This is a genomic window from Micromonospora mangrovicola (assembly GCF_047200535.1).
In the GTDB taxonomy this organism is placed as follows: domain Bacteria; phylum Actinomycetota; class Actinomycetes; order Mycobacteriales; family Micromonosporaceae; genus Micromonospora.
Map to the genome: position 1 here is coordinate 1 of NZ_JBJZOG010000053.1, position 23,401 is coordinate 23,401.

At 72.5% G+C, this 23,401-nt stretch carries 21 protein-coding genes; 14 read left to right on the forward strand and 7 right to left on the reverse strand.

Going from position 1 to position 23,401, the window contains the following annotated elements; genetic code table 11:
- The first annotated feature begins 119 nt into the window (after positions 1-119).
- The 5 genes from ACL02O_RS20685 to polA all read left to right on the forward strand — a co-directional run bounded on the left by ACL02O_RS20685 (position 120) and on the right by polA (position 6,670).
- Positions 120-1,070: a branched-chain amino acid ABC transporter permease gene (locus ACL02O_RS20685; protein ID WP_412819759.1), complete on the forward strand. Its 951-nt coding sequence runs from the start codon at positions 120-122 to the stop codon at positions 1,068-1,070.
- The gene (locus ACL02O_RS20690; protein ID WP_412819760.1) at positions 1,067-2,224 is read left to right on the forward strand and encodes a branched-chain amino acid ABC transporter permease; all 1,158 of its coding nucleotides are present in this window, start codon (positions 1,067-1,069) and stop codon (positions 2,222-2,224) included. Before ACL02O_RS20685 ends, ACL02O_RS20690 begins: the two co-directional genes overlap by 4 nt.
- Positions 2,217-3,137, forward strand: a complete 921-nt coding sequence (locus ACL02O_RS20695; protein WP_412819761.1) for an ABC transporter ATP-binding protein — start codon at positions 2,217-2,219, stop codon at positions 3,135-3,137. Before ACL02O_RS20690 ends, ACL02O_RS20695 begins: the two co-directional genes overlap by 8 nt.
- The gene (locus ACL02O_RS20700; protein ID WP_412819762.1) at positions 3,127-3,837 is read left to right on the forward strand and encodes an ABC transporter ATP-binding protein; all 711 of its coding nucleotides are present in this window, start codon (positions 3,127-3,129) and stop codon (positions 3,835-3,837) included. The genes ACL02O_RS20695 and ACL02O_RS20700 overlap by 11 nt, the downstream gene beginning before the upstream one ends.
- A gap of 133 nt (positions 3,838-3,970) precedes the next feature.
- Positions 3,971-6,670: a DNA polymerase I gene (gene polA / locus ACL02O_RS20705; protein ID WP_412819763.1), complete on the forward strand. Its 2,700-nt coding sequence runs from the start codon at positions 3,971-3,973 to the stop codon at positions 6,668-6,670.
- Between the two features lie 114 nt (positions 6,671-6,784).
- On the opposite strand, the gene ACL02O_RS20710 is transcribed toward polA, so the two are convergent.
- The 4 genes from ACL02O_RS20710 to ACL02O_RS20725 are packed head-to-tail and all read right to left on the reverse strand — an operon-like array spanning position 6,785 to position 8,443.
- The gene (locus ACL02O_RS20710) at positions 6,785-7,216 is read right to left on the reverse strand and encodes a DUF3140 domain-containing protein (protein WP_412819764.1); all 432 of its coding nucleotides are present in this window, start codon (positions 7,214-7,216) and stop codon (positions 6,785-6,787) included.
- Complete coding sequence (locus ACL02O_RS20715; RefSeq protein WP_412819765.1) at positions 7,200-7,421, reverse strand: hypervirulence associated TUDOR domain-containing protein; 222 nt, start codon at positions 7,419-7,421, stop codon at positions 7,200-7,202. Before ACL02O_RS20715 ends, ACL02O_RS20710 begins: the two co-directional genes overlap by 17 nt.
- A gap of 43 nt (positions 7,422-7,464) precedes the next feature.
- Positions 7,465-7,605, reverse strand: a complete 141-nt coding sequence (locus ACL02O_RS20720) for a hypothetical protein (RefSeq protein ID WP_412819766.1) — start codon at positions 7,603-7,605, stop codon at positions 7,465-7,467.
- Between the two features lie 34 nt (positions 7,606-7,639).
- Positions 7,640-8,443: a class I SAM-dependent methyltransferase gene (locus ACL02O_RS20725; protein WP_412819767.1), complete on the reverse strand. Its 804-nt coding sequence runs from the start codon at positions 8,441-8,443 to the stop codon at positions 7,640-7,642.
- Between the two features lie 368 nt (positions 8,444-8,811).
- On the opposite strand from ACL02O_RS20725, the gene rpsA reads away from it, so the two are divergent.
- Positions 8,812-10,296 (forward strand): 30S ribosomal protein S1, encoded by a 1,485-nt coding sequence (gene rpsA / locus ACL02O_RS20730; protein WP_412819768.1) that lies wholly within the window; start codon positions 8,812-8,814, stop codon positions 10,294-10,296.
- A gap of 472 nt (positions 10,297-10,768) precedes the next feature.
- Complete coding sequence (gene coaE / locus ACL02O_RS20735; RefSeq protein WP_412819769.1) at positions 10,769-11,947, forward strand: dephospho-CoA kinase; 1,179 nt, start codon at positions 10,769-10,771, stop codon at positions 11,945-11,947.
- 6 nt (positions 11,948-11,953) lie between these two features.
- Here the strand turns inward: coaE and ACL02O_RS20740 are convergent, their stop codons facing one another.
- Positions 11,954-13,786, reverse strand: coding sequence for a hypothetical protein (locus ACL02O_RS20740; protein WP_412819770.1), 1,833 nt, complete (start codon positions 13,784-13,786; stop codon positions 11,954-11,956).
- Positions 13,787-14,158: 372 nt separating this feature from the next.
- On the opposite strand from ACL02O_RS20740, the gene uvrB reads away from it, so the two are divergent.
- The 4 genes from uvrB (at position 14,159) to ACL02O_RS20760 (ending at position 18,598) form a co-directional block, all read left to right on the forward strand.
- A complete protein-coding gene (uvrB, locus tag ACL02O_RS20745) occupies positions 14,159-16,267 on the forward strand; it encodes an excinuclease ABC subunit UvrB (RefSeq protein WP_412819771.1) in 2,109 nt (702 codons plus the stop codon).
- 25 nt (positions 16,268-16,292) lie between these two features.
- Positions 16,293-17,168, forward strand: a complete 876-nt coding sequence (locus ACL02O_RS20750) for an AraC family transcriptional regulator (protein WP_412819772.1) — start codon at positions 16,293-16,295, stop codon at positions 17,166-17,168.
- A gap of 24 nt (positions 17,169-17,192) precedes the next feature.
- Complete coding sequence (locus ACL02O_RS20755) at positions 17,193-17,561, forward strand: VOC family protein (RefSeq protein WP_412819773.1); 369 nt, start codon at positions 17,193-17,195, stop codon at positions 17,559-17,561.
- 122 nt (positions 17,562-17,683) lie between these two features.
- Positions 17,684-18,598 (forward strand): helix-turn-helix domain-containing protein, encoded by a 915-nt coding sequence (locus ACL02O_RS20760; protein ID WP_412819774.1) that lies wholly within the window; start codon positions 17,684-17,686, stop codon positions 18,596-18,598.
- Between the two features lie 204 nt (positions 18,599-18,802).
- Here ACL02O_RS20760 and ACL02O_RS20765 read toward each other — a convergent pair whose 3' ends face one another.
- Complete coding sequence (locus ACL02O_RS20765) at positions 18,803-19,096, reverse strand: antibiotic biosynthesis monooxygenase family protein (protein ID WP_412819775.1); 294 nt, start codon at positions 19,094-19,096, stop codon at positions 18,803-18,805.
- A gap of 103 nt (positions 19,097-19,199) precedes the next feature.
- Here ACL02O_RS20765 and pnuC point away from each other — a divergent pair, with 103 nt between their 5' ends.
- From pnuC to ACL02O_RS20780, 3 genes are all read left to right on the forward strand, one after another.
- Complete coding sequence (gene pnuC, locus ACL02O_RS20770; RefSeq protein ID WP_412819776.1) at positions 19,200-19,853, forward strand: nicotinamide riboside transporter PnuC; 654 nt, start codon at positions 19,200-19,202, stop codon at positions 19,851-19,853.
- Complete coding sequence (locus ACL02O_RS20775) at positions 19,850-20,950, forward strand: AAA family ATPase (RefSeq protein WP_412819777.1); 1,101 nt, start codon at positions 19,850-19,852, stop codon at positions 20,948-20,950. Before pnuC ends, ACL02O_RS20775 begins: the two co-directional genes overlap by 4 nt.
- Before the next feature lie 440 nt (positions 20,951-21,390).
- Positions 21,391-22,389, forward strand: a complete 999-nt coding sequence (locus ACL02O_RS20780; RefSeq protein WP_412819778.1) for a TerC family protein — start codon at positions 21,391-21,393, stop codon at positions 22,387-22,389.
- A gap of 60 nt (positions 22,390-22,449) precedes the next feature.
- Here the strand turns inward: ACL02O_RS20780 and ACL02O_RS20785 are convergent, their stop codons facing one another.
- Positions 22,450-23,379, reverse strand: coding sequence for a C40 family peptidase (locus ACL02O_RS20785; protein ID WP_412819779.1), 930 nt, complete (start codon positions 23,377-23,379; stop codon positions 22,450-22,452).
- Positions 23,380-23,401: the final 22 nt, after the last annotated feature.

Genomic DNA, 23,401 nt, shown 5'->3' on the forward strand with positions numbered 1-23,401 from the left:
AACGTAGGACAAAAGGAAGAGAGTCTTGTGGTCGTCCCGGGGCGGGGGGGGGGGGGGGGAGGGGTGGGGGCGCCCCCCCCCCCCCCCGCACCGCTTGGCCGCACAGTTGGAGCCCCCACTTGAACTTCGATGAGCTCTTCGGGAACTTCCCGGCGCTGACCATCACCGGGCTGGAACAGGGCGCGATCTACGCGCTCGTCGCCCTCGGCTACACCCTCGTGTACGGCGTTCTGCGCCTGATCAACTTCGCCCACTCCGAGGTCTTCATGGTGGGTACCTTCACCACCCTGTGGACCTGGCAGGCCCTCGGCTACGACCAGAACACCCCGGCTCCGGCCTTCGGTCCGCTGATCCTGGCGGTCGTCGCCGGCCTGGTGGTGGCGATGGTCGCCTCGGCCACCACCGCCGTCGCCGTCGAGCTGGTCGCCTACCGGCCGCTGCGCCGCCGCAACGCCCCGCCGCTGGCCTTCCTGATCACCGCGATCGGTGCGTCCTTCGTGCTCTCCGAGTCCTTCGGCATCGGCACGGAGCGGGCGCCGTTCGGCATGCCGGACCTGATCCCGCAGAAGACGCTGTTCCACCTGTTCGGCGCGCCGGTCACCAACCTCCAGCTGCTGATCCTCGGCGTGACGCTGATCATGTTGATCGGTCTGGACCAGTTCGTGAACCGCAGCCGGCTCGGCCGGGGCATCCGCGCCGTCGCCCAGGACCCGGACACCGCCGCCCTGATGGGCGTCAACAAGAACCGCGTCATCCTGCTGGTCTTCGTCCTCGGTGGCCTGATGGCCGGCGTGGCCGCCCTGCTGTGGGACCTCCGGTTCGGCTTCACCAAGTTCAACGTCGGCTTCCTGATCGGGCTCAAGGCCTTCTCGGCCGCGGTGCTCGGCGGCATCGGCAACCTGCGCGGCGCGCTGCTCGGCGGTCTGCTGCTCGGCATCGTGGAGAACTACGCCGCCGGCCTGTTCGGCGGCGACTGGAAGGACTTCACCGGCTTCGTGCTGCTGATCGTGCTGCTGATGTTCCGCCCCACCGGCCTGCTCGGCGAGTCTCTCGGGAGGGCGCGCGCATGACCGCCACCTCGGACAACAAGGGCCGCATGACGGCGCTCCGCACCCGCTGGGACGCGATGCCGAAGCAGGTCCGCTGGGTCGGCCTCGCCGCCCTGGTGGTCTTCCTCTACATCCTGCCCAACCGGTGGTTCTACGAGTACCTGGGCTTCCCGATCGGCAGCGAGTACTTCGCGTTCTACACCACCCGGTCGGACTTCGCCGCGGTGCTCTTCGACACCTCGATCTTCGTGCTGCTGGCCGTGGGCCTGAACGTCGTGGTCGGCTTCGCCGGCCTGCTGGACCTGGGCTACTTCGGCTTCTACGCGGTCGGCGCGTACACGGTGGCGCTGCTGACCTCGCCGGAGAGCCGGTTCGGCACGAACTGGCCGTGGCTGGCGGCGGTGCCGGTGGCGATCCTGGTGACGATGGTCTCCGGGGTCATCCTCGGCGGCCCGACGCTGCGGCTACGCGGTGACTACCTGGCCATCGTGACGCTCGGCTTCGCCGAGATGATCCGCCTCTACGCGGCCCGCAACGAGGGCATCGCCCAGGGGCAGCGGGGTATTCCGCAGGTGCCGCACCCGCCGGGCACCGGTTCGGACGGCAGGCCGCTCTTCGGTGTGGTGGACTCGAAGCCGTACTACTGGCTGATCCTGACGGTGATCATCGTGATCATCTTCGCGATGCGGAACCTGACCAACAGCCGGGTCGGCCGGGCCTGGGTGGCGATCCGCGAGGACGAGGACGCCGCCGAGATCATGGGCGTGCCGACGTTCAAGTACAAGCTCTGGGCGTTCGCCATCGGCGCGGCGGTCGGCGGGCTGACCGGCGCGATCTTCGCCGGCAAGCAGACGTTCATCAATTCGGACAGCTTCCTGCTGGAGAACTCGATCCTGGTGCTCGCCGCGGTCATCCTCGGTGGTGCCGGCAACCTCAAGGGCGCGATCGTCGGCGGTGCGATCACCTGGTACCTGCCGGAGTGGCTGCGCGGCATCGGCGGCACACTCGGTGTCGACTTCGACGCCGCCGAGTACCGGATTCTGGTCTTCGGTCTCGTGGTCATCATCATGATGATCTTCCGGCCGCAGGGTCTGGTGCCGAACCGGCGCCGGGCGGCCGAGTTCGCCGACCGGCGCAAGGAAGCGGTCCCCCAGGAGGCGGTGCCCAATGAGTGAGCCGCAGATGCACAGCGAGCGGGACGAAACCAGCGAGCGGGACATCGCCGACGACGGTCGCGCCACCGTCGGCACCCCGCCGGAGTCCGGCGCGGACACGCCGGTGGAGCCCACCCCCGGCGAGACCGCCCCGGACGGGCGGGAGCCGCTGCTGGAGGTCGACCACGTCACCCTCCGCTTCGGCGGTGTGGTCGCCCTCGACGATGTCGCGTTCACCCTGTACAAGGGGGAGATCCTCGGCCTGATCGGCCCGAACGGCGCCGGCAAGACGACCTGCTTCAACGCGATGACCGGCGTCTACCGGCCCACCGAGGGCGAGATCCGGTTCAAGGGGCAGCGGACCAACGGCAAGCGTCGGTCCTGGATCACCAAGGCCGGCATCGCCCGGACGTTCCAGAACATCCGGCTCTTCCCGGAGATGACCGCGCTGGAGAACGTGATGGTGGGCGCGGACGCCCACCACAAGACCAGCGTGCTCTCCGCGATGCTGCGGCTGCCGCGGCACTGGCGGGAGGAGCGGCACGGTCGCGACAAGGCGTACGAGCTGCTGCGCTTCGTCGGCATCGACCGCCGCGCCGGGGACCTGGCCCGCAACCTCTCGTACGGTGAGCAGCGCCGGCTGGAGATCGCCCGGGCCCTGGCGACCGACCCCACCCTGCTCTGCCTGGACGAGCCGGCCGCCGGCTTCACCCCGGCGGAGAAGGAGGAACTGCTCGGCCTGATCCGCAAGATCCGGGACAACGGGACTACCGTGCTGCTCATCGAGCACGACATGCGGCTGGTCATGGGAGTGACCGACCGGATCGTGGTGCTGGAGTTCGGTAAGAAGATCGCCGAGGGCCTGCCGGCCGAGGTCCGGGACGACCCGAAGGTGATCGCCGCGTACCTGGGGGTGCCGACCGATGCTGCTTGAGATCAAGGACCTGACTCTGCTGTACGGGCGGATCCAGGCGCTGCACGGGATCAGCCTGACCGTCAACGAGGGCGAGGTGGTGGCCCTGATCGGCGCGAACGGCGCCGGCAAGACCACCACCATGCGGGCCATCTCCGGGCTGCGCCCGGTGGCCTCCGGCTCGATCGTCTTCGACGGCACGGACGTCACCCGGATGCGGGCCGACCTGCGGGTGATCCGGGGCATCGGGCAGGCGCCCGAGGGCCGGGGCGTGTTCCCCGGGATGACCGTCCTGGAGAACCTGGAGATGGGGGCGTACACCCGCCGGGACCGGTCGGGCATCGCCGAGGACATGAAGATGGTCATGGACCTCTTCCCCCGGCTCGCCGAGCGGCGCAAGCAGCACGGCGGCACGCTCTCCGGCGGTGAGCAGCAGATGCTGGCGGTGGGCCGGGCGCTGATGGCCCGCCCGCGGCTGCTGCTGCTCGACGAGCCCTCGATGGGTCTCGCGCCGATGCTGATCCAGCAGATCTTCGAGATCATCACCCGGATCAACGAGCAGGGCACCACCATCCTGCTGGTGGAGCAGAACGCCCAGCAGGCGCTCTCCCGCGCCCACCGGGGCTACGTGCTGGAGACCGGCCGGATCGTCAAGGAGGGCACCGGCCGGGACCTGCTGCACGACCCGGCGGTCAAGGAGGCGTACCTCGGCGTGGCCTGAGGCGTGCTGTCGGCGGCCGGTCGTCCCTCGCGGGCGGCCGGCCGCCTGCTTTTCCGTCCCGGTGTCCGCATTCCGGCACCGACGCGGTGCCGCCGGCGGAGGGTTGTCGGGCGTACGGACTAGAGTCGCTGCCGTGACAGCTACGACGCCGCGCCTGCTCCTCGTCGACGGACACTCCCTGGCGTACCGGGCCTTCTTCGCCCTGCCGGTGGAGAACTTCTCCACCACCACGGGGCAGCCGACGAACGCCGTCTACGGCTTCACCTCGATGCTGATCAACGTGCTCCGCGACGAGCAGCCCACCCACATCGTGGTCGCCTTCGACGTGTCCCGCCGCTCCTTCCGCACCGAGAAGTACGCGGAGTACAAGGCCGGCCGCAGCGAGACCCCGACCGACTTCAAGGGCCAGGTCAGCCTGGTCAAGGAGGTGCTCGCCGCGCTGCGCGTCCCGGTCGTGGAGAGGGAGGGGTACGAGGCCGACGACCTCATCGCCACCCTCGCCTGCCAGGCTCGTGACCAGGGCATGCAGGTGCTGATCACCACCGGCGACCGGGACGCGTTCCAGCTGGTCGGCGACAGCATCACCGTGCTCTACCCGCGCAAGGGCGTCTCCGACCTGGCCCGGATGGACCCGGCCGCGGTCGAGGCGAAGTACGGCGTCGGCCCGGACCGTTACCGCGACCTGGCCGCCCTGGTCGGCGAGACCAGTGACAACCTCCCCGGCGTGCCGGGCGTCGGCCCGAAGACCGCGGCCAAGTGGATCAACATGTACGGCGGGGTGGACGGCGTCGTCGCCCGCGCCGACGAGATCAAGGGCAAGGCCGGCGACAGCCTGCGTGAGCGGCTCGCCGACGTGATCCGCAACTACGAGATCAACTGCCTGGTCTCCGACCTGGAGCTGCCGATCCGCCCCGAGGACGCCCGCTGGCAGGGCTGGGACCGGGAGGCGGTGCACCAGGTCTTCGACACCCTCCAGTTCCGCATCCTGCGCGACCGGCTGTACCAGTACCTGGAGGCGGTCGAGCCGGAGGCGGAGGCCGGCTTCGAACTGGCCGGCCAGGTGCTCACCGAGCCCGGCGCGCTCGCCGGCTGGCTGGAGACGCACGCGCCGGCCGGCACCCCGGTCGGCCTCGCGGTCAAGCTCGACACCGGCCCGAACCGGCGGCACACCGCCGTGGTGACCGGCATGGCGCTGGCCACCGCCGGCGGCGCGGCCGCCTGGTTCGACCCGGCCACCCTCGAGCCCGGCGACGAGAGTGCCCTCTCCGGCTGGCTCGCCGACGGCGCCCGCCCCAAGGTGCTGCACGACAGCAAGCCGGCGGTGCTGGCCTTCGCCGCGCACGGCTGGGACCTGCGGGGCATCGCCCGGGACACCCAGATCGCCGCCTACCTGGCCCGCCCCGACCAGCGCTCGTACGACCTGACCGACCTCGCGCTGCGCTACCTGCACCGGGAGCTGCGGGTGGACGCGCCCGAGACCGGCCAGCTCACCCTGGATGGGCTGGGCGACGACGGCGCGGCCGAGCAGAACCTGATGCTGCACGCCCGGGCCACCCTCGACCTGGCCGACGCGATCGACGCCGAGCTGTCCCGCGACGGCGAGCAGTCCGCCCGGTTGATGGCCGGCGTGGAGTTGCCGCTGATGCGGGTGCTCGCCGCCATGGAGCGCACCGGCATCGCCGCCGACACGCACTACCTGTCGGAGCTGGAGGCGCACTTCGCGGCCGAGGTGAAGGCCGCCGCGCAGGGGGCGTACGCGGTGATCGGCCGGGAGTTCAACCTCGGCTCGCCCAAGCAGCTCCAGGAGATCCTCTTCGGCGAGCTGGCCCTGCCCAAGACCAAGAAGATCAAGACCGGCTACACCACCGACGCCGACGCCCTGCAGTGGCTCTACGCGCAGACCGAGCACCCGTTGCTGCACCACCTGCTGCGCCACCGGGACGTGGCCAAGCTCAAGTCGACCGTCGACGGGCTGCTCAAGTCGGTCTCCGACGACGGGCGGATCCACACCACGTTCAACCAGACCGTGGCGGCCACCGGGCGGCTCTCCTCCACCGAGCCCAACCTGCAGAACATCCCCATCCGCACGGAGGAGGGGCGGCGGATCCGGCGGGCCTTCGTGGTCGGCGAGGGCTACGAGTGCCTGCTCACCGCCGACTACAGCCAGATCGAGATGCGGATCATGGCGCACCTGTCGTCGGACGACGCGCTCATCGAGGCGTTCAACTCCGGGCACGACTTCCACGCCGCCACCGCCTCGTCGGTCTTCGGCGTCCCCGTCGACCAGGTCACCGCCGACCAGCGCCGCAAGATCAAGGCGATGAACTACGGCCTGGCGTACGGGCTGAGCGCGTTCGGTCTCTCCCAGCAGCTCGGGATCAGCACCGAGGAGGCGCGCGGGCTGATGGAGAACTACTTCGCCGGCTTCGGCGGGGTCCGCGACTACCTGCAGGAGGTGGTGGCCCGGGCCCGGCAGGACGGCTACACCTCCACCATCCTGGGCCGCCGGCGCTACCTGCCCGACCTGGTCAGCGACAACCGGCAGCGGCGGGAGATCGCCGAGCGGATGGCACTCAACGCACCGATCCAGGGCTCCGCGGCCGACATCATCAAGGTCGCCATGCTGCACGTCGACACCGCGCTGCGCGAGGGTGGGCTGCGGTCCCGGATGCTGCTCCAGGTGCATGACGAGTTGGTCTTCGAGGTCGCTCCGGGCGAGCGGGACAGCCTGGAGGCCCTGGTCCGCAGCCAGATGGGCGAGGCGTACCCGCTGTCGGTGCCGCTGGAGGTCTCGGTCGGCGAGGGCCGGGACTGGAACAGCGCCGACCACTGATCGGTCCCTCTTCGCCGGTGTCGCGGTCTCCGCAGGCCGGGGAAACCGCGACGCCGCCGGGCCGCGGCACCCTGGCCGGGCCGCGGCACTCTGGCCGGTTCGGGGCCCGGCCGGTCAGCGTCCCGGTCCCCGGCGCTCCTTCGGCGGGGCGCCGTGCCGCTGCAGGGCCTTGCGGGACGGACCACCCGGCGGCGGGAGCGGCGCCTTGACGGGGTCGTGGCCCCAGTTCATCAGGGAGTACCGCCACCGGGTGTCGCGTACGTCGCCGCTCGGTCGCTGCGCCATGTGCCGCCGGACGTACCCGACGACCTTGCGCATGTGCTTGTAGTCGGCGTCGGAGAGCTGGTCTCGCTTGCGGCGGAGCAGGTCGATGATCTTCCGTCCGGACTCGTGGCCGACCGTCTCCCCGCCCTTGGTGCCCTTCTTCCGCCAGCCGACGTGCTTGGACTTCTCGGTGTCCAGCCACTTCTGCAGCTCGGCGGGCTTCATGTTCACCGCCTCGGTGAACTCCTGGTAGGTCTGCTGTGGATCAGCGCTTCGGCTCATGGCGCAGCGCCTCCGGTCGGTGGGCGACGTCCCGGCCCGAGTCGTCGTTGCGGATCCGGTACTGCGGGTCCTCCGGCGTGGCGTTCACGGCGTGGCCGCGGATGTGGGTCCGGTCGATGAGCTTCTCCTTGACGACCCCGTGCGCCCGGCCGCTGTGGCTGGCCCAGGAGACGTGGTCGCCCGGGCGGAATTCCTCTTCGGCCATGCCGCCCGGTTACCCGGGGCGGGCAGGCGGAAACGACGCCGTGTCAGGGGATGATCTCGGTGATCGGAAGCTTGATCTCGAACGGCCCGGCCAGCTCGATCAGCTCGGCGCTGTCGGCGACCAGCTCGTACTGCCGCTCGCCGCCCGGACCGATCCCCTCACCCGGCCTGCGTAACTTCGTCACTGGTCGGATGAACAGCACTGATTGTCCGGCTCGCTCAGCGCGCCGGCTTCTCGGCGACGAAGATGGCGGTGCCGGGGAAGAGCCGGCCGCGCAGCGGGCTCCACTGCCCCCAGATCCCCTCGTGCCCCGCCGGCCACTCCGGCTCCACCAGGTCCACCAGCCGGAATCCGGCGCCGACCAGCTCCCGGATCCGGTCGCCGAGCGTGCGGTGCTGCTCGACGTAGGTGGCCACCCCGTGCTCGTCCTGCTCCACGTAGGGGGAGCGGTCGAAGTACGAGTGCACGGCCGTCAGCCCGGCCTCGCCCGGGTCGTCCAGGAAGATCCAGCGCATCGGGTGGGTGACCGAGAAGACCCAGCGGCCGCCGGGGCGCAGCACCCGGGCGACCTCCCGCATCGCACCCGCCGAGTCGTCCACGAACGGGATCGCGCCGAAGGCGGTGCAGACGGTGTCGAACGCGGCGTCGCCGAAGGGCAGCGCGAGCGCGTCGGCCTGCACCAGGGGCACCCGTACGCCGGTGCGGTCGGCGGCCTGCGCGGCGTGCCGCAGCATGCCGGCGGAGAGGTCCAGGGCGACCGGCCGGGCCCCCTGGGCGGCCAGCCAGCGGGCGGCGGCCGCCGCGCCGCACCCCAGTTCGAGGATCCGGCGGCCGGCGACCTCGCCGAGCAGCCGGGCATTGGCCTCGCGCAGCCCTTCCGGGCACCAGACGAAGTCCAGGTCGCCCAGGAACGCGCCGTGCTCTGCCTGGTAGTCGTCCGCGTCGGTGTCCCACCAGCCACGGTTGGCCCGGCGGATCTCGGCGGCGCCGACCCGGCGCCGGGTCACCCTGTCGTCGTCCACGCGCTCACGCTAGGGCCCCCGCCGGCGGTTCCCGACGTCGGCCCACCGGGCCGGTGTGCCGGGTGCGGCAGATGTGACGGACGAGACAGCGGTGGCCCCTTACCGCGCGAAATTCCCGCTTTCGCAGCTGACGAGCCCGAGGAGACCTGGGAGGGCTTGCACGCTGTGGTAATGCAGCGGGTAGGCTAGACGATGCGCTCGCGGATCGTGTGCCTCGGCAGGGAGCAGGTGCGCGGTCACCGGAGCCACTAATGATCTTCTGACGGCGATCGTTCGGTGTGCCCGGCGACGGATCCGCTGGCGCGGACTGAGTCACCGCGACGCCCATGCCTGCTGTGACAACCCATCCGACCGGAGCAACCGCCCACATGACGAGCAGCATCGAGGCCACCTCGAGCGCCAACAAGGTCACCGTCGACGACCTCGGCTCTGAGGAAGCTTTCCTCGCCGCGATCGACGAGACCATCAAGTACTTCAACGACGGCGACATTGTCGAAGGCACCGTCGTCAAGGTCGATCGGGACGAGGTCCTGCTCGACATCGGCTACAAGACCGAGGGCGTGATCCCCTCTCGGGAGTTGTCGATCAAGCACGACGTGGATCCGGCCGAGGTGGTTTCGGTCGGTGACCACATCGAGGCCCTTGTCCTCCAGAAGGAGGACAAGGAGGGTCGCCTGATCCTCTCCAAGAAGCGGGCGCAGTACGAGCGGGCCTGGGGCACGATCGAGAAGATCAAGGACGAGGACGGCGTCGTCCGTGGCTCGGTCATCGAGGTCGTCAAGGGTGGTCTCATCCTCGACATCGGCCTGCGCGGCTTCCTGCCCGCCTCGCTCGTCGAGATGCGGCGGGTGCGCGACCTGCAGCCGTACGTCGGCCGCGAGCTCGAAGCCAAGATCATCGAGCTGGACAAGAACCGCAACAACGTGGTCCTGTCCCGCCGGGCCTGGCTGGAGCAGACGCAGTCCGAGGTGCGCACCGAGTTCCTCAACAAGCTGCAGAAGGGCCAGGTCCGCAAGGGCGTCGTCTCTTCGATCGTCAACTTCGGCGCGTTCGTCGACCTGGGCGGCGTGGACGGCCTGGTGCACGTCTCCGAGCTGTCCTGGAAGCACATCGACCACCCGTCCGAGGTCGTCGAGGTGGGCCAGGAGGTCGAGGTCGAGGTCCTGGACGTCGACCTGGACCGCGAGCGGGTCTCGCTGTCGCTGAAGGCGACCCAGGAGGACCCGTGGCGTCAGTTCGCCCGCACCCACGCGATCCAGCAGATCGTGCCGGGTAAGGTCACCAAGCTCGTGCCGTTCGGCGCCTTCGTCCGGGTGGACGACGGCATCGAGGGCCTGGTCCACATCTCCGAGCTGGCCGAGCGCCACGTGGAGATCCCGGAGCAGGTCGTCCAGGTCGGCTCCGAGGTCATGGTCAAGGTCATCGACATCGACCTCGAGCGTCGCCGGATCTCGCTGTCGCTCAAGCAGGCCAACGAGGGCTTCGTCGAGGGCGAGGAGCACTTCGACCCGACCCTCTACGGCATGGCCGCGACCTACGACGAGCAGGGCAACTACATCTACCCGGAGGGCTTCGACCCGGAGACGGGCGAGTGGCTCGAGGGCTACGACAAGCAGCGCGAGACCTGGGAGAACCAGTACGCCGAGGCGCGTCAGCGCTGGGAGGCCCACACCAAGCAGGTGCAGTCCTCCCGCGCCGCCGACGCCGAGGCCGCTGCCAACCCGGCTCCGGCCGTGTCCGGCACCACCACCTCGACCACGGCCCCGAGCCGTCAGGCCGAGGAGCCGGCGGGCACCCTGGCCACCGACGAGGCGCTCGCCGCGCTGCGGGAGAAGCTCGCCGGCGGCAAGTGAGGCCTGCGACAACCCCGGCTCGGCGCGGCTGACGCCGCGCGCTGACCAGGAGCGTCGCTGACGACGACGGGCCCCGCCCCCGCGATCCGGTACAACCGGACCGCCGGGGGCGGGGCCCTCGCGTATCTCCGCCCCGGCACCGGCCCGTCGCGCCCGCCCCCGCCCACCGCCCGCCCGTCGCGCCGGCCGCTCGCCCTCGCGCCAGCCCTTGATCGACTCGGATTGCGGCAGGTCGGGCTGTCCCGCTGGCAGCAAGCAGCAAGTTGCGGCAGTGCGAGTCGATCATCGCGGGCGACCGCCCGGGCCACCTGCCACCTCTCGCCGGACGAGTGCCCCTCGCCGGGTGCCGGGCGGCCTGCCCGGGCCGGGCTGGGCGTCGCCCGGCACGGGGCTCGGGGGCACGGGCAGGGCCGGTCGACGCCGGCCGGTGCCCGGTTTGGCGGGTGGCGCGGTGATCGGGTTGACTGGTCGCGTGCTGAAGGTGGGTTTGACCGGTGGGATCGGGTCCGGCAAGAGCGCGGTGGCGAACCGGTTGACGGCGCTGGGCGCGGTGCTCATCGACTCCGACCGGATCGCCCGCGAGGTGGTCGCCCCGGGCAGCGAGGGGTTGGCCGAGGTCGTCGCCGCCTTCTCCGAGCGGGTGCTCGACGCGCACGGGGCCCTGGACCGGGCTGCGCTGGGCACGCTGATCTTCGGGGACGAGGCGGCCCGCCGTCGGCTGGAGGGGATCACCCACCCCCGGGTGCGCGCCCGCGCCGCAGAGTTGGCCGCCGCGGCGCCCTCGGACGCCGTCGTGGTGAACGACGTGCCGCTGCTGGCGGAGGTGGGCCTCGCGCCGACGTACCACCTGGTGGTGGTGGTGCAGACGGCGGTGGCCACCCGGTTGGCCCGGCTGGACCGGGACCGGGGCATGGATCGCGCGGAGGCCGAGCGGCGGATCGCCGCGCAGGCCGATGACGCCCGCCGGCAGGCGGTGGCCGACGTGCTGCTCACCAACGACGGCACCCTCGACGAGCTGCACGCGGCGGTGGACGCGCTGTGGCGCGACCGCCTGTTGCCGTTCGAGCGGAACGTCCGCGAACGCCGCGCGGTCCGGCCGGAGCGGGTGGTGCTCACCGAGCCGGACCCGACCTGGCCCCAGCAGTACGCCCGACTGGCCGCCCGGATCCGGCACGCCGCCGGCGCGGATCTGCGGGTCGACCACATCGGCTCCACCGCGGTGCCCGGGCTGGCCGCGAAGGACGTCATCGATGTCCAGCTCACCGTGTCCTCACTGGCGGAGGCGGACGGGCCGCTGGCCGGGCGGCTCGCCGACGCCGGCTTCCCCCGGCTGCCCGGCGACTGGTGGGACAACCCCCGCCCGGCGGGCAGCGCCTACTGGGAGAAGCGGCTGCACGGCAGCGCCGACCCGGCCCGTCCGGTCAATTTGCATCTGCGGGTCGCCGACTCGCCCGGCTGGCGGTACGCGCTGCTCATGCGCGACCACCTCCGCGCCGACCCGGCCCAGCGGGCTGCCTATCTGCAGGTCAAGCGGGAGTTGGCCGCCGCCGCGCCGGACAGCGCGACGTACGGGACGCTGAAGGACCCCTGGTTCGACGAGGAGTACCTGCGCGCCGAGGAGTGGGCCGCCCAGACCGGTTGGCGGCCCTGACCCCGGTCAGCGGCGTCGCGGTTTCGGCGCGGCAGGGGCGCCGGGCAGGGTGGGCACCCGACCGGGGGTGAGGTCGAGCTGGGCCCAGACCCGCCGCCCGGTCAGCAGCTCGAGCCGGCGCAGCAGCCCGTCCCGGTCGATCCAGTAGCGCAGGGTCGTCCCGCTGGCGCGTACCTCGATGACATCCACGCTGCGGTCGGCCGTCCGGTCGCCGCGTACCCGGACCGCCGAGCGGGCCGGTGCGGCGGCGACACCGGCGCGCAGCGCGGCCCCCAGTAGCCGGTCCAGGTCGTCCCCGGGTGCTCGGGCGGCCGACCAGGTGAGTCCGGCCGGCGGCGGCAGGGGTGGCGCGGCCGGCGCCTCGGCCGCCGGGTCGGCGGGGACCTGTGCGCGGGCCACCCGTCCACCCCGCCACCGCAGCAGCGTCCGGCGTCCCGGGTTGTCGGCCTCGCCCACCGCCAGGTACGCGGCGGATTCCGTCCAGCTCAGCCAGCCGGTGCCGCGCAGGTTGGCGGTGGGGCCGAGCGGGGCGGTCACGGTCACCGTGGCGCCCCGGAGCGCCCGCAGCCGGGCGGGGAGCCGGGCCAGCCGGTCGGTCTCGCCGTCGGTGAGGGCGCGCGGCAGTCCGGCGCGGCCGCCCAGCGCCGCCACCGGGTGGAGTGTGGGCCGGTCGCTGCGGGCCAGCTCCACGGTGACCGGCCGGCCGTCGGGCAGCCGCCCCTCCAGCCGGTGCAGCCGGGCGTCCCCGTCGAGCCAGAGGCGGACCTGTCCGGCCGGTGCGGACGGCGGGTCCGCCGGGAAGGGGGTCTCGAGGATGTCGACCGGCGTACCGTCCGCGGTGCCCCGGCCCCGCCAGCGCGCCTGCACGGACACCAGGTCGGTCCGGTCCGCGCGGAGGCCGAGCAGCAGGTCGCGGACCGCGGCCACGCCGTCCGTCGGGGGCGGTTCCCGCAGCCGCCAGTGATCGCCGGGGGGCACCAGTGGGGGCGGGGCGGGGCTGGGCGCCGCGGTGGTGGCGGGCCGCAGCACCACCGTGCCGTCGGTGGCCTGGACCAGGCCCCGTTCGGTTCCCGCCCCCGGCCCGCCGACGTGCAGGTAGACCAGCGGTCGGCCCCAGTCCACCCAGCCGACCAGTTCGGTGCGGGCCGCAGCGGTGCCGACCGAGACGCGGACGCCGGCCCGGACGTCCCGCTGGTTGGTGACCCGCATGGCCGCCAGCCGCTCGACCTCGCCCCGGGTCAGCCGGCGGGGCGGGTCGGCCGGCTCGGGTGACCATTGCGGTAGCCCGGCCACCAGCGCGGCCGCCGAGGCCGCCGCGATCACCCCGAGCGCGGCGAGGATGGCGCGCCGCCGGGTCGGCCGCTCCGGCGGATCGCCGGAGCCGTCCAGGTCGGCCTCCTCCAAGGGCGTGGCGTCGGCGCGGGTGGCGGTGCCCGTGGTGGGTGGCTCCGCCGGCCGGCGGCGGGGTTGACCGGCCGGCGAGCGGGTGCCGAGGACGGGCCCGGCCCGCCGGTGTCCCCGGCCCGGCTCGCGCGGCACCACGCCGGTGGCGCCCGGCCCGGGGCTCGGGTCGCGCCCGGCGACGCGGCGGAACAACCCGGCGCGGCGACGGCCGGTGGCCGGGCTGGTCGCCAGGTCTGACGTCGGGGGCGGCTCGGTGCCGCGGCGGTCGGCCGGGTCCGTCGGCGCGGTGGGCGCTGCGGGAGAGCGCCCGCGGTCGGCCGGGTCCGTCGCCGTGGTGGGCGCTGCGGGAGAGGCGCGCCCGCCGGGCGGCTCGGTGACCGGCCGGCGGTCGGGCGGGCTCTGCGCCGTGTCGCCGCCGGGTGCCGCGCCGGGCATGGCGGGGGGATCGGTGGCGGAGGGCGGAGTGGCGTCGAGTGCCGGCTGATGCCGGCGTCCGGGGGAGGTCTCCACGAGTGGAGAACGCGGCGACCGGGATCGGGTGACGAGCAGGGGCGCTCGCGGCGGCCGGTCTGCGCGTCCAGCGCGACCACCTCGGGTGCGCACGCCGGTCGTCCCGGGTGCTGCGACCCTGGTGCCGGGGGCGGCCGGGCCCCGAGGGGCGGCCACCGGCCCGGTCGGCCGCCGCGAGCGGCCTACGGTACGAGGGTAGCCGGGTGAGATGTGGCCCACAATGGGAATATCGAAGCCGATCACGGACCCTCCGTGGTCGGCCCGGAACTGTCGGACCACCGGCGTACCGTTGGGGTCATGGCGCTCGACATTCCCCGGCTCGACGGCCGCTTCCAGGTCGTCAGCGAGTTCCAGCCGGCCGGCGACCAGCCGGCGGCGATCGACGAGCTTGAGCGGCGTGTGCGGCGTGGCGACCGTAACACCGTGCTGCTCGGCGCGACCGGCACCGGCAAGAGCGCCACCACCGCGTGGTTGGTCGAGCGGCTGCAACGCCCCACCCTGGTGCTCGCGCCCAACAAGACACTCGCCGCCCAGCTGGCCAAGGAGTTCGGGGAGCTGCTCCCGCACAACGCGGTGGAGTACTTCGTCTCCTACTACGACTACTACCAGCCCGAGGCGTACATCCCGCAGACCGACACCTACATCGAGAAGGACTCCTCGATCAACGAGGAGGTCGAGCGGCTGCGGCACTCGGCGACCATGTCGCTGCTCACCCGCCGCGACACGATCGTGGTGGCCACCGTGTCGGCGATCTACGGTCTGGGCACCCCCGAGGAATACCTGGACCGCGCGGTCCGGGTCGCGGTCGGTCAGGAGCTCGACCGCGACCAACTGCTCCGCCGCCTGGTCGACATTCAGTACACCCGCAACGACATGGCGTTCCAGCGCGGCACCTTCCGGGTCCGCGGCGACACGCTGGAGATCATCCCGGCCTACGAGGAGCTGGCCGTCCGGATCGAACTCTTCGGCGACGAGATCGAGAAGCTCTACTACCTCAACCCGCTCACCGGGGACGTGGTCCGCGAGGTCAACCAGTTGATGATCTTTCCGGCGACCCACTACGCGGCCGGCCCGGAACGGATGGAGCGGGCGATCCGCGACATCGAGACCGAGCTGGGTGAGCGACTGGCCGAGCTGGAGCGGCAGGGCAAGCTGCTGGAGGCGCAGCGCCTGCGGATGCGCACCACCTACGACATCGAGATGATGCGGCAGGTGGGGTTCTGCTCGGGCATCGAGAACTACTCGATGCACATCGACGGTCGGCTGCCGGGCAGCCCGCCGCACTGCCTGCTCGACTACTTCCCGGACGACTTCCTCACCGTGGTCGACGAGTCGCACGTGACGATCCCGCAGATCGGCGGCATGTACGAGGGCGACGCGTCCCGCAAGCGGATGCTGATCGACCACGGCTTCCGGCTGCCCAGTGCGGCCGACAACCGGCCCCTGCGCTTCGACGAGTTCCTGGAGCGGGTCGGCCAGATGGTCTTCCTCTCCGCCACCCCCGGCCCCTGGGAGCTGGAGCAGTCCCAGGGCGAGTTCGTCGAGCAGGTGATCCGCCCGACCGGCCTGGTCGACCCCGAGGTCGTGGTGAAGCCCACCAAGGGGCAGATCGACGACCTGATGCACGAGATCAAGCTGCGTACCGAGCGGGACGAGCGGGTGCTGGTCACCACGCTGACCAAGAAGATGGCCGAGGACCTCTCCGACTACCTGCTGGAGAACGGCATCCGGGTGCGCTACCTGCACTCCGAGGTCGACACGCTGCGCCGGGTGGAGCTGCTGCGCGAGCTGCGCAAGGGCGACTACGACGTGCTGGTCGGCATCAACCTGCTCCGTGAGGGCCTCGACCTGCCCGAGGTCTCCCTGGTGGCCATCCTGGACGCCGACAAGGAGGGCTTCCTGCGTAGCGGCCGATCACTCATCCAGACCATCGGCCGGGCCGCCCGCAACGTCTCCGGTCAGGTCCACATGTACGCCGACAAGATCACCCCGTCGATGGCGGACGCGATCGACGAGACCAACCGGCGGCGGGCGAAGCAGATCGCGCACAACGAGGCGCACGGGATCAGCCCCGAGCCGCTGCGCAAGAAGATCCACGACATCCTCGACGACATCTACCGCGAGGCGGAGGACACCGAGAACAACACCAGGGTCGGCGGGGCCGCCCGGCAGCTGTCCCGGGGCAAGGCCCCGGTCAAGGAGACCCGCAGCCGTGGCCGGGGCGGGGCAGCCCCGTCCCGGGAGGGAATGGCCCGGGCCGACCTGGCCAATCTCATCCAGGAGCTCAACGACCAGATGCTCGCCGCTGCGCGGGAGTTGCAGTTCGAACTGGCGGCCCGGATCCGCGACGAGATCGCCGACCTCAAGAAGGAGCTGCGCGGGATGGACGCCGCCGGCGTGAAGTGACGCGATCGGCGGCCGGGAGGACAACATGGTGATCGAGGCGGTCGTCGGCCGGCCCGATCCCTGGCTGCGTCCGTACGTCGACCGCTACCTCGGCTACCGGGAGCACGCCGCCCGACCTCTGGTACGCCACGAGGTCGCCGGCGCGTTCGTGGTGCTGATCCTCGGCTGGGGTGCGCCGCTCGACGTCAGCGACCCGCGGGCCGGCGCGCGGGGCGCGTACGGGGTGAACGCATTCGTGGCCGGCCCGTTCGACGCCTACTGCACGACCCGGACGGTGGGCGAGGGGGCCGGGGTGCAGCTGCTGCTGACGCCGCCGGCCGCCCGCCGGCTGCTCGGGTTGCCGTTGGGTGAGCTGGCCAACCGGGCGGTGCCGGTCGATCAGCTCGACGGCTGGCTGGCCCGGCTCCGCGACGAGCTGGCCGCCGTTCCCGACTGGCCGGGCCGGTTCGCCCGTCTCGACGCCGCGCTGGCCGACCGGCTGGCCGTGGCCGGGCCGGTGGACCGGCGGCTGCTGCTGGCGTGGCGGCTGCTCGCCGGTAGCGGTGGAGCCGTCGGGGTCGGCACGCTGGCCGACGAGGTGGGCTGGAGCCGGCGGCACCTGGCGGCGATCTTCCGGCGGGAGTTCGGCCTGCCGCCGAAGACCGTCGGCCGGCTGGTGCGCTTCCAGCGCGCGTACGCGACCCTCGGCCTCGAACTCACCGACGTGCCCGGGGTGGACCGTGCCGGCGGCCCGGGCGACGACCTCGGGTGCCCTGGCCGGGACGTGGCGGGCTGGGCGGAGGTGGCGGTCCGCTGCGGCTACTACGACCAGTCGCACCTGATCCGTGAGTTTCGGGAGTTCGCCGGGCGGACCCCGGCGGTGTTGGCCCGTCCAGGGTCACATTCGTCCAAGCCGGGCTGACCAGGCCGCCGGCAGACTCGGGGCATGCAGAGCATCTACCCGGTCCTGCGGTATCCCGACGCCCACGCCGCCATCGACCGTCTCCGGTCCGCGTTCGACCTCACCCTGCACGAGCTGCACGAGGGACCGGACGGTGTGGTGCGGCATGCCCAACTCGGCTACCGAGGGGGCCTCGTCATGCTGGGCACCGGCCCCGCCCCGACGGTCCGGCCGGCCGACGACGACTACCGCCTCTACGTCGCGGTGGACGACGTCGACCGGCACCACGAGCGCGCCCGGGCGGCCGGCGCGGAGATCGTCCGGCCGCCCTTCGACACCGACTACGGCTCCCGCGAGTACGTGGCCCGGGACCCGGCCGGTCTGGTCTGGTCGTTCGGCACGTACCGGCCCTGAGCCGGGGCCGGACGCAGCGTCCTGGCTCTGCCGCTCGGACACGGCCACCCCTTGATCGCACTGAGCAAGCGCACTATTGCCCAGAGTGATGACCGTGCGTAGTCTCCCTCAGGGAGGCCCGCATGCCGTTGTCAGCAAGTCCTGTCGTCCGGCGGGTGCGGCTCGGTGCGGAGCTGCGCCGGCTGCGTCACCGGCAATCCCTCACCCTCGAGCAGGTCTGTGCCCGGCTCGGGTGGGCGTCCACGTCCAAGCTGTCCCGCATCGAGCTGGGCCAGAGTCGACCCGACCTGGCCGACGTGCTCGACCTGCTCGACGTCTATGAGGTGCCGCCCGAGCTGCGCACCGAGTTGATCGTCATCGCCCGGGACGCCGCCACCGGCCGTGGCTGGTCCAAGGCCCTGGGCGAGATGGGGGAGCGGCAGCGGGCGTACGCGGAGCTGGAGGTGGGCGCCGCGCGCATCGTCGAGTACCAACCCGCCGTGGTGCCCGGGCTGCTCCAGATACCGGCGTACACCCGGCTGCGGGTCACCGCCGGGTCGCTGCTCTGCGACCGGGTGGACGTCGACGCCGACGTCCGAGCCCGCGCCCTGCGGCAGGAGGTGCTGCGCCGGCCGGACCCGCCCCGGTACACCGCCCTGATCGATGAGCGGGTCTGCGACCGCGGCGGCACCCCGGACGACGTCTGGCGGGACCAGTTGCGCCACCTGCTCGCCGTCGCCGAGCGCCCGCACGTCACCGTCCGGCTGCTGTCCCGTGACGCCGCGCCGCACGGCGGCGTGCATCCGCTGGCCGCCTTCACCTACTACGAGCACCCCGACCCCGCCGACCCGCGCACCGTGCTGGTGGAGACCCTGACGGCCGACCTGCGGCTGGTCGCCGAGGCCGACATCGCCCGCTACGAGCTGCTGATCGACTGGCTGCTGGCGGCGGCGCTGTCGGCGGAGGAGACCGTCGAGGTGCTCGGCCGGCGGCTCGGCCCGCCGTCGGTGCCCCGGCCCCGTGAGCCCAGGGACGACCGGGTCTCCGAGCCGAGCTGAGCTGAGCCGGGCGCCGCGCTGCTGCCGACCCGCCGGCTCACCCCGGTCACCAGGGCGACCCGATCCATGATCGACAGCTATCCGGGCTGGCGCGGCGGCCGCCACGAATTTCGCGACGCGCGGCCGCCGGGCCCGGCGCCCCCGATGTCCGTCGGGACCGGCGGCCGGCGCGTCAGGGTCACGCTATGCCAGGGGTACGACAGCTCAGGCCGGCACGTCGACGAAGTGCTCCACCAGCGGCGGGCCGGCGAAGTGCGGGCCGATCAGCGCGCGCCACTGCGGGAAGCGTTCGCTCTGCCGGAAGTTGACGTCGTGCGCCTCGACCGAGTCCCACTCCACCAGCAGCACGAACCGGGACGGCGACTCCACGCCACGGGTCATCCGTACCGAACGGCAGCCCTCGGTGCCGGCGAGGAGCGGGCGCGCCTGCGCGTACGCGGCGGCGAAGTCGTCCTCGTGCCCGGGAGTTACGTCGATCAGCGCGACCTCAAGAACCATGCCCGAAGCCTCGCACGCCGGCCGCCGGTCGCGGCGAACCGGGGGTGTCCGTCCCACCCGCGCCCGCTCTAGGGTGAGCGCGGGTTTCCGGGGAGGATCTTCTATGCTCGACTGGCTGACCGCCGCGGCGTTCACCGTGGCCGGCACCGGCACCACCTGGGCCGAGCTGCTCGGCTTCGCCACCGGCGTGGTCAACGTCTGGCTGGTGGCCCGGCAGCACATCGCGAACTGGGCGATCGGCATCGCCAACGTGCTGCTGCTGATGCTGCTCTTCTGGACCGCCGGCCTGTACGCCGATGCCGGCCTGCAGATCGTCTACGTCGCGCTCGGCCTGTACGGCTGGTGGGCGTGGCTCTACGGCGGCGAGCGGCGCACCCGACTCACCGTCTCGCGGACGGGGCGGCGGGAGTGGTGGTCACTCGGCGTGGCCGGCGTGCTGATCACCGCCGGCCTGTGGGCGTTGCTGGACCGGGCCACCGACTCCACGGTGCCCCTGGCCGACGCGGTCACCACCGCGCTGTCCCTGCTGGCCACCTACGGCCAGACCCGCAAGCTGGTGGAGAGCTGGTGGCTCTGGATCACCGCCGATCTGATCTACATCCCGCTCTACGCGTACAAGGGACTGTGGCTGACCGGCGGCCTCTACCTGATCTTCCTGGCGCTCTGCGTCATGGGGCTGCGGGAGTGGCGGGCGGACCTGCGCCGGCGCTCGGCGGTCACGCCGGTGCCGCCCGGCCCGGCCCCGGTGGCCGTGTGACCGGCGCGGACGTCCCGGCGGCCGGCCCCGGGGAGTGTCGGCCCGAGTTCCGGCACGGCTTGGTGGTGGGCAAGTTCTACCCGCCGCACGCCGGGCACCACGCGCTGATCGAGGCGGCCGCCGCCCGCTGCGCCGCGGTCACGGTGGTGGTCGCGCCGTCGCGCCGGGAGTCGATCCCGCTCGCCGACCGGGTCGCGTGGCTGCGCGAGGCGCACGCCGCCACCCCGTGGGTCCGGATCGTCGGCCGGTACGACGACCACCCGGTCGACTACGCCGACCCGGCGATCTGGGACCTGCATTGCGCGGTGTTCCGGGACGCGCTGGGCGGGAAGCTGGTGGACGCGGTCTTCTCCTCGGAGGCGTACGGCGGGGAGCTGGCCCGCCGTTTCGACGCGGTGCCGGTCTGTGTGGACCCGGACCGGCGCGGGGTGCCGGTCTCCGGCACGGCGGTGCGGGCCGACCCGGCGGCGCACTGGCACCTGCTGGGCCCGGCGGTGCGGGCCTGGCTGGTCCGCCGGGTCGTGGTGGTGGGCGCGGAGTCCACCGGCACCACCACCATGGCGGCGGCGCTCGCCGCCCACTACGGCACCGCCTGGGTCCCCGAGTACGGCCGCGAGCTGACCGCCAGGAAGCTCGCCGAGCTGCGGCGGCAGCGGCCGGAGGCGACCGTCTTCGACGTCGCCTGGGACCGGGCCGACTTCGTCGAGGTGGCCCGCGAGCAGCAGGCGGCCGAGGACGCGGCGGCCCGGGTCAGTGGCCCGCTGCTGTGCTGCGACACCGACGCCCGCGCCACCGCGGTCTGGGAGGAGCGCTACCTCGGCTCGTCCTCCCCGCAGGTGCGGGCGGCGGCCCGCCGGCCGGCGCTGTACCTGCTGACCGATCACGAGGGTGTGCCGTTCGTCGACGACGGGTTGCGCGACGGGGAGCAGCTGCGGGCGTGGATGACCGGCCGGTTCCGTGCGGAGCTGGCCGGCTGCGGGGTGCCGGTGGTCGAGCTGCGCGGGCCGCACGAGGCACGACTGGCGATCGCGGTCGCGGCCTGCGACGCGCTCCTCGCCGCCGGCTGGGCGTTCGCCGACCCGGTGCTGCCCGCCTGACCACCGCCGGCGCGGCCCGGCGGAGCTGCTCGACACGCGGCAGGTCCGCCGCCTCGGACACTGCGGACTGCCGCCGCCCGGTGTCGATCAACCGCGGGTCGCGGCCGTCCACCTAGCCTCCTAGGAAGCGCCACAGGGTGCGATGTCCACCGCGCCGGAACGTGACCCCCTCATCAATCCCGGCCCCGGAGATGCGCTGACCGGGCGTGATGGTGAACAATGGCGCCCGAGGAGGGGAGTATTCCCTCGCGACGGAGTCGTCAGCACGGAAGAGCGCCGGCCTCCCCGGTGGCCCGACCCGGCTTCGTCGGTCGACGGTCCGATGTCCGGGCCGGCGGCGGAAGAGACCTCCGACAGTCACCAGAGTCAGCGTCGACGCACCCCGGCCGCTTACCCGGCGTACGGTGTGCCCGACACTGTGTGTCTGCCGGAGGATGGAATTGAACGTGTCCGGATACGTGTGGGCCGGGACCCTCGTCGTCATGATCGCGGTCCTGCTCGCCGACCTCTTCATCATCGGTCGTCGCCCGCACGAGCCCAGCGTCCGTGAGTCGAGCCTCTGGGTCGGCTTCTACGTCGGCCTGGCCCTCGTCTTCGGCATGGGGCTCTGGCTCGCCGCCGGACCCAGCGTGGCCGGCCAGTTCTACACGGGTTGGCTCACCGAGTACAGCCTCTCGGTGGACAACCTCTTCGTCTTCGTGATCATCATGGCCCGGTTCGGGGTGCCCCGGAAGTACCAGCAGAAGGTGCTGCTCGTCGGCATCCTGCTGGCGCTGGTCATGCGCGGCGGTTTCATCGCCGCCGGCGCCGCGCTGATCTCCCAGTTCTCCTGGGTCTTCTACATCTTCGGTGCCTTCCTGATCTACACGGCGGTCAACCTCGCCCGGCAGGGCGAGCCGGACGAGGGCGAGTTCAGCGAGAACGTGCTGATCCGCTGGAGCCGCAAGGCGCTGCCGCTGTCCCGGGACTTCGACGGGGCCCGGATGACCACGCACGAGAACGGGCGGCGGCTCTTCACCCCGATGCTGATCGTGATGATCGCGATCGGCACCACCGACCTGATCTTCGCCCTCGACTCGATCCCGGCGATCTTCGGCATCACCCAGGAGCCGTACCTGGTCTTCACCGCGAACGTCTTCGCGCTGATGGGGCTCCGGCAGCTCTACTTCCTGCTCGGCGGGCTGCTGGACCGGCTGATCTACCTGAGCTACGGCCTGGCCGTGGTGCTCGGCTTCATCGGCGTCAAACTGGTGCTCGAGGCGCTCGCCGACAACAACCTGCCGTTCGTCAACAATGGCCAGCAGGTCGCCTGGGCTCCGCACATCCCGATCTGGCTGTCGCTGACCATCATCGTGGGCACCCTCGCGGTCGCCACCGCGGCCAGCCTGGCCAAGTCGGCCCGCGACCGGCGCCGCGAACTGGCCGAAGCCCGGCGCTGAGCCCGCTGTCGGGGATGGGGCGCTCCCGACGTCGGGAGCGCCCCATCCCCGCGTACGGGGTCAGACGCGGTGGACGGCGACGAGGGTGGCCAGCCGGTCCGCGGGGAGCTGCTCCTCGACCACCCGGCGCTGCTGGTAGCAGGCGTGCAGCATGCGCCGCCGGTCGCCGTGCGGCTCGGCGGTGACGATGCCGACGTGGTGGATCGGGCGGCCGGGGCGGGCGAAGAAGTAGAGATCGCCGGGGCGCTCCTCGTTCAGCGGCAGCGGGGTGGTCGACTCGGCCTGGTCGGGAGAGTCCCGGGGGAGCGTCACCCCGAACCGGCGCCAGGCCAGCTGCACCAGGCCGGAGCAGTCGATGCCGTGGCTGGAGCGGCCGCCCCAGATGTACACGAGGTCACGCAGCCGGTCGGCGACGGCGATGACCTCCTTGACCTCCGGCTGCTCGACGGGTACCGGGACCACGTCGGTCGCCTGGATCCAGAGCGGATCGGTGTGTCCGGGCACGTGGCACGGCAGCCAGCCGTCGAACTGCGGACCGGCCCGGTGCAGCCGGGTGCCGAGCACGACGCCGGCGAGCGCCGGCGCTCCGCCGGGCGTGGCGTGCAGGTCGGCGACGAGGGCGTCGACCACGAACTGTGGCGACCGCTGCCGCTCGGGTCGGGGCGGGGTCAGCTGGGCGGCGGGCAGCCAGCCGGGGTAGCCGCGGGGATCGCGGCGGGCGGCCGGCTGTTCGAGGGCGACCACGTGCGCCCACCCGTCCGCGCGCTGCTCGGTGACGAGCACCCGCTCACCGAGCAGCAGCTGACTGAGTACGCAGTTGCCGACCTGCTGGTCGCGGTCCATGCCGCCGATCCAGGCGGTGATGTCGGCCGGGGCGGTCAGGGCGGGACGGTCGACCGGCCGCACCGCCTCGGGAGCGGTCCAGAGGGTCGCCACCGGGACCCGGACGACGGCCTCGCGGCCGGGTTGCAGTTCCACGTCCACCCCCATCTCGGGCACTCTGCGCCGACCC

What these genes read in the sequence shown, in the direction of transcription:
- ACL02O_RS20690 (WP_412819760.1), top strand. Translation starts at nt 1,067, where the DNA reads ATGACCGCCACCTCGGACAACAAGGGCCGCATGACGGCGCTCCGCACC.
- ACL02O_RS20695 (WP_412819761.1), top strand. Translation starts at nt 2,217, where the DNA reads ATGAGTGAGCCGCAGATGCACAGCGAGCGGGACGAAACCAGCGAGCGG.
- ACL02O_RS20700 (WP_412819762.1), top strand. Translation starts at nt 3,127, where the DNA reads ATGCTGCTTGAGATCAAGGACCTGACTCTGCTGTACGGGCGGATCCAG.
- ACL02O_RS20710 (WP_412819764.1), bottom strand. Translation starts at nt 7,216, where the DNA reads ATGAGCCGAAGCGCTGATCCACAGCAGACCTACCAGGAGTTCACCGAG.
- ACL02O_RS20715 (WP_412819765.1), bottom strand. Translation starts at nt 7,421, where the DNA reads ATGGCCGAAGAGGAATTCCGCCCGGGCGACCACGTCTCCTGGGCCAGC.
- rpsA (WP_412819768.1), top strand. Translation starts at nt 8,812, where the DNA reads ATGACGAGCAGCATCGAGGCCACCTCGAGCGCCAACAAGGTCACCGTC.
- ACL02O_RS20740 (WP_412819770.1), bottom strand. Translation starts at nt 13,786, where the DNA reads ATGCCCGGCGCGGCACCCGGCGGCGACACGGCGCAGAGCCCGCCCGAC.
- uvrB (WP_412819771.1), top strand. Translation starts at nt 14,159, where the DNA reads ATGGCGCTCGACATTCCCCGGCTCGACGGCCGCTTCCAGGTCGTCAGC.
- ACL02O_RS20750 (WP_412819772.1), top strand. Translation starts at nt 16,293, where the DNA reads ATGGTGATCGAGGCGGTCGTCGGCCGGCCCGATCCCTGGCTGCGTCCG.
- ACL02O_RS20755 (WP_412819773.1), top strand. Translation starts at nt 17,193, where the DNA reads ATGCAGAGCATCTACCCGGTCCTGCGGTATCCCGACGCCCACGCCGCC.
- ACL02O_RS20760 (WP_412819774.1), top strand. Translation starts at nt 17,684, where the DNA reads ATGCCGTTGTCAGCAAGTCCTGTCGTCCGGCGGGTGCGGCTCGGTGCG.
- ACL02O_RS20765 (WP_412819775.1), bottom strand. Translation starts at nt 19,096, where the DNA reads ATGGTTCTTGAGGTCGCGCTGATCGACGTAACTCCCGGGCACGAGGAC.
- pnuC (WP_412819776.1), top strand. Translation starts at nt 19,200, where the DNA reads ATGCTCGACTGGCTGACCGCCGCGGCGTTCACCGTGGCCGGCACCGGC.
- ACL02O_RS20785 (WP_412819779.1), bottom strand. Translation starts at nt 23,379, where the DNA reads ATGGGGGTGGACGTGGAACTGCAACCCGGCCGCGAGGCCGTCGTCCGG.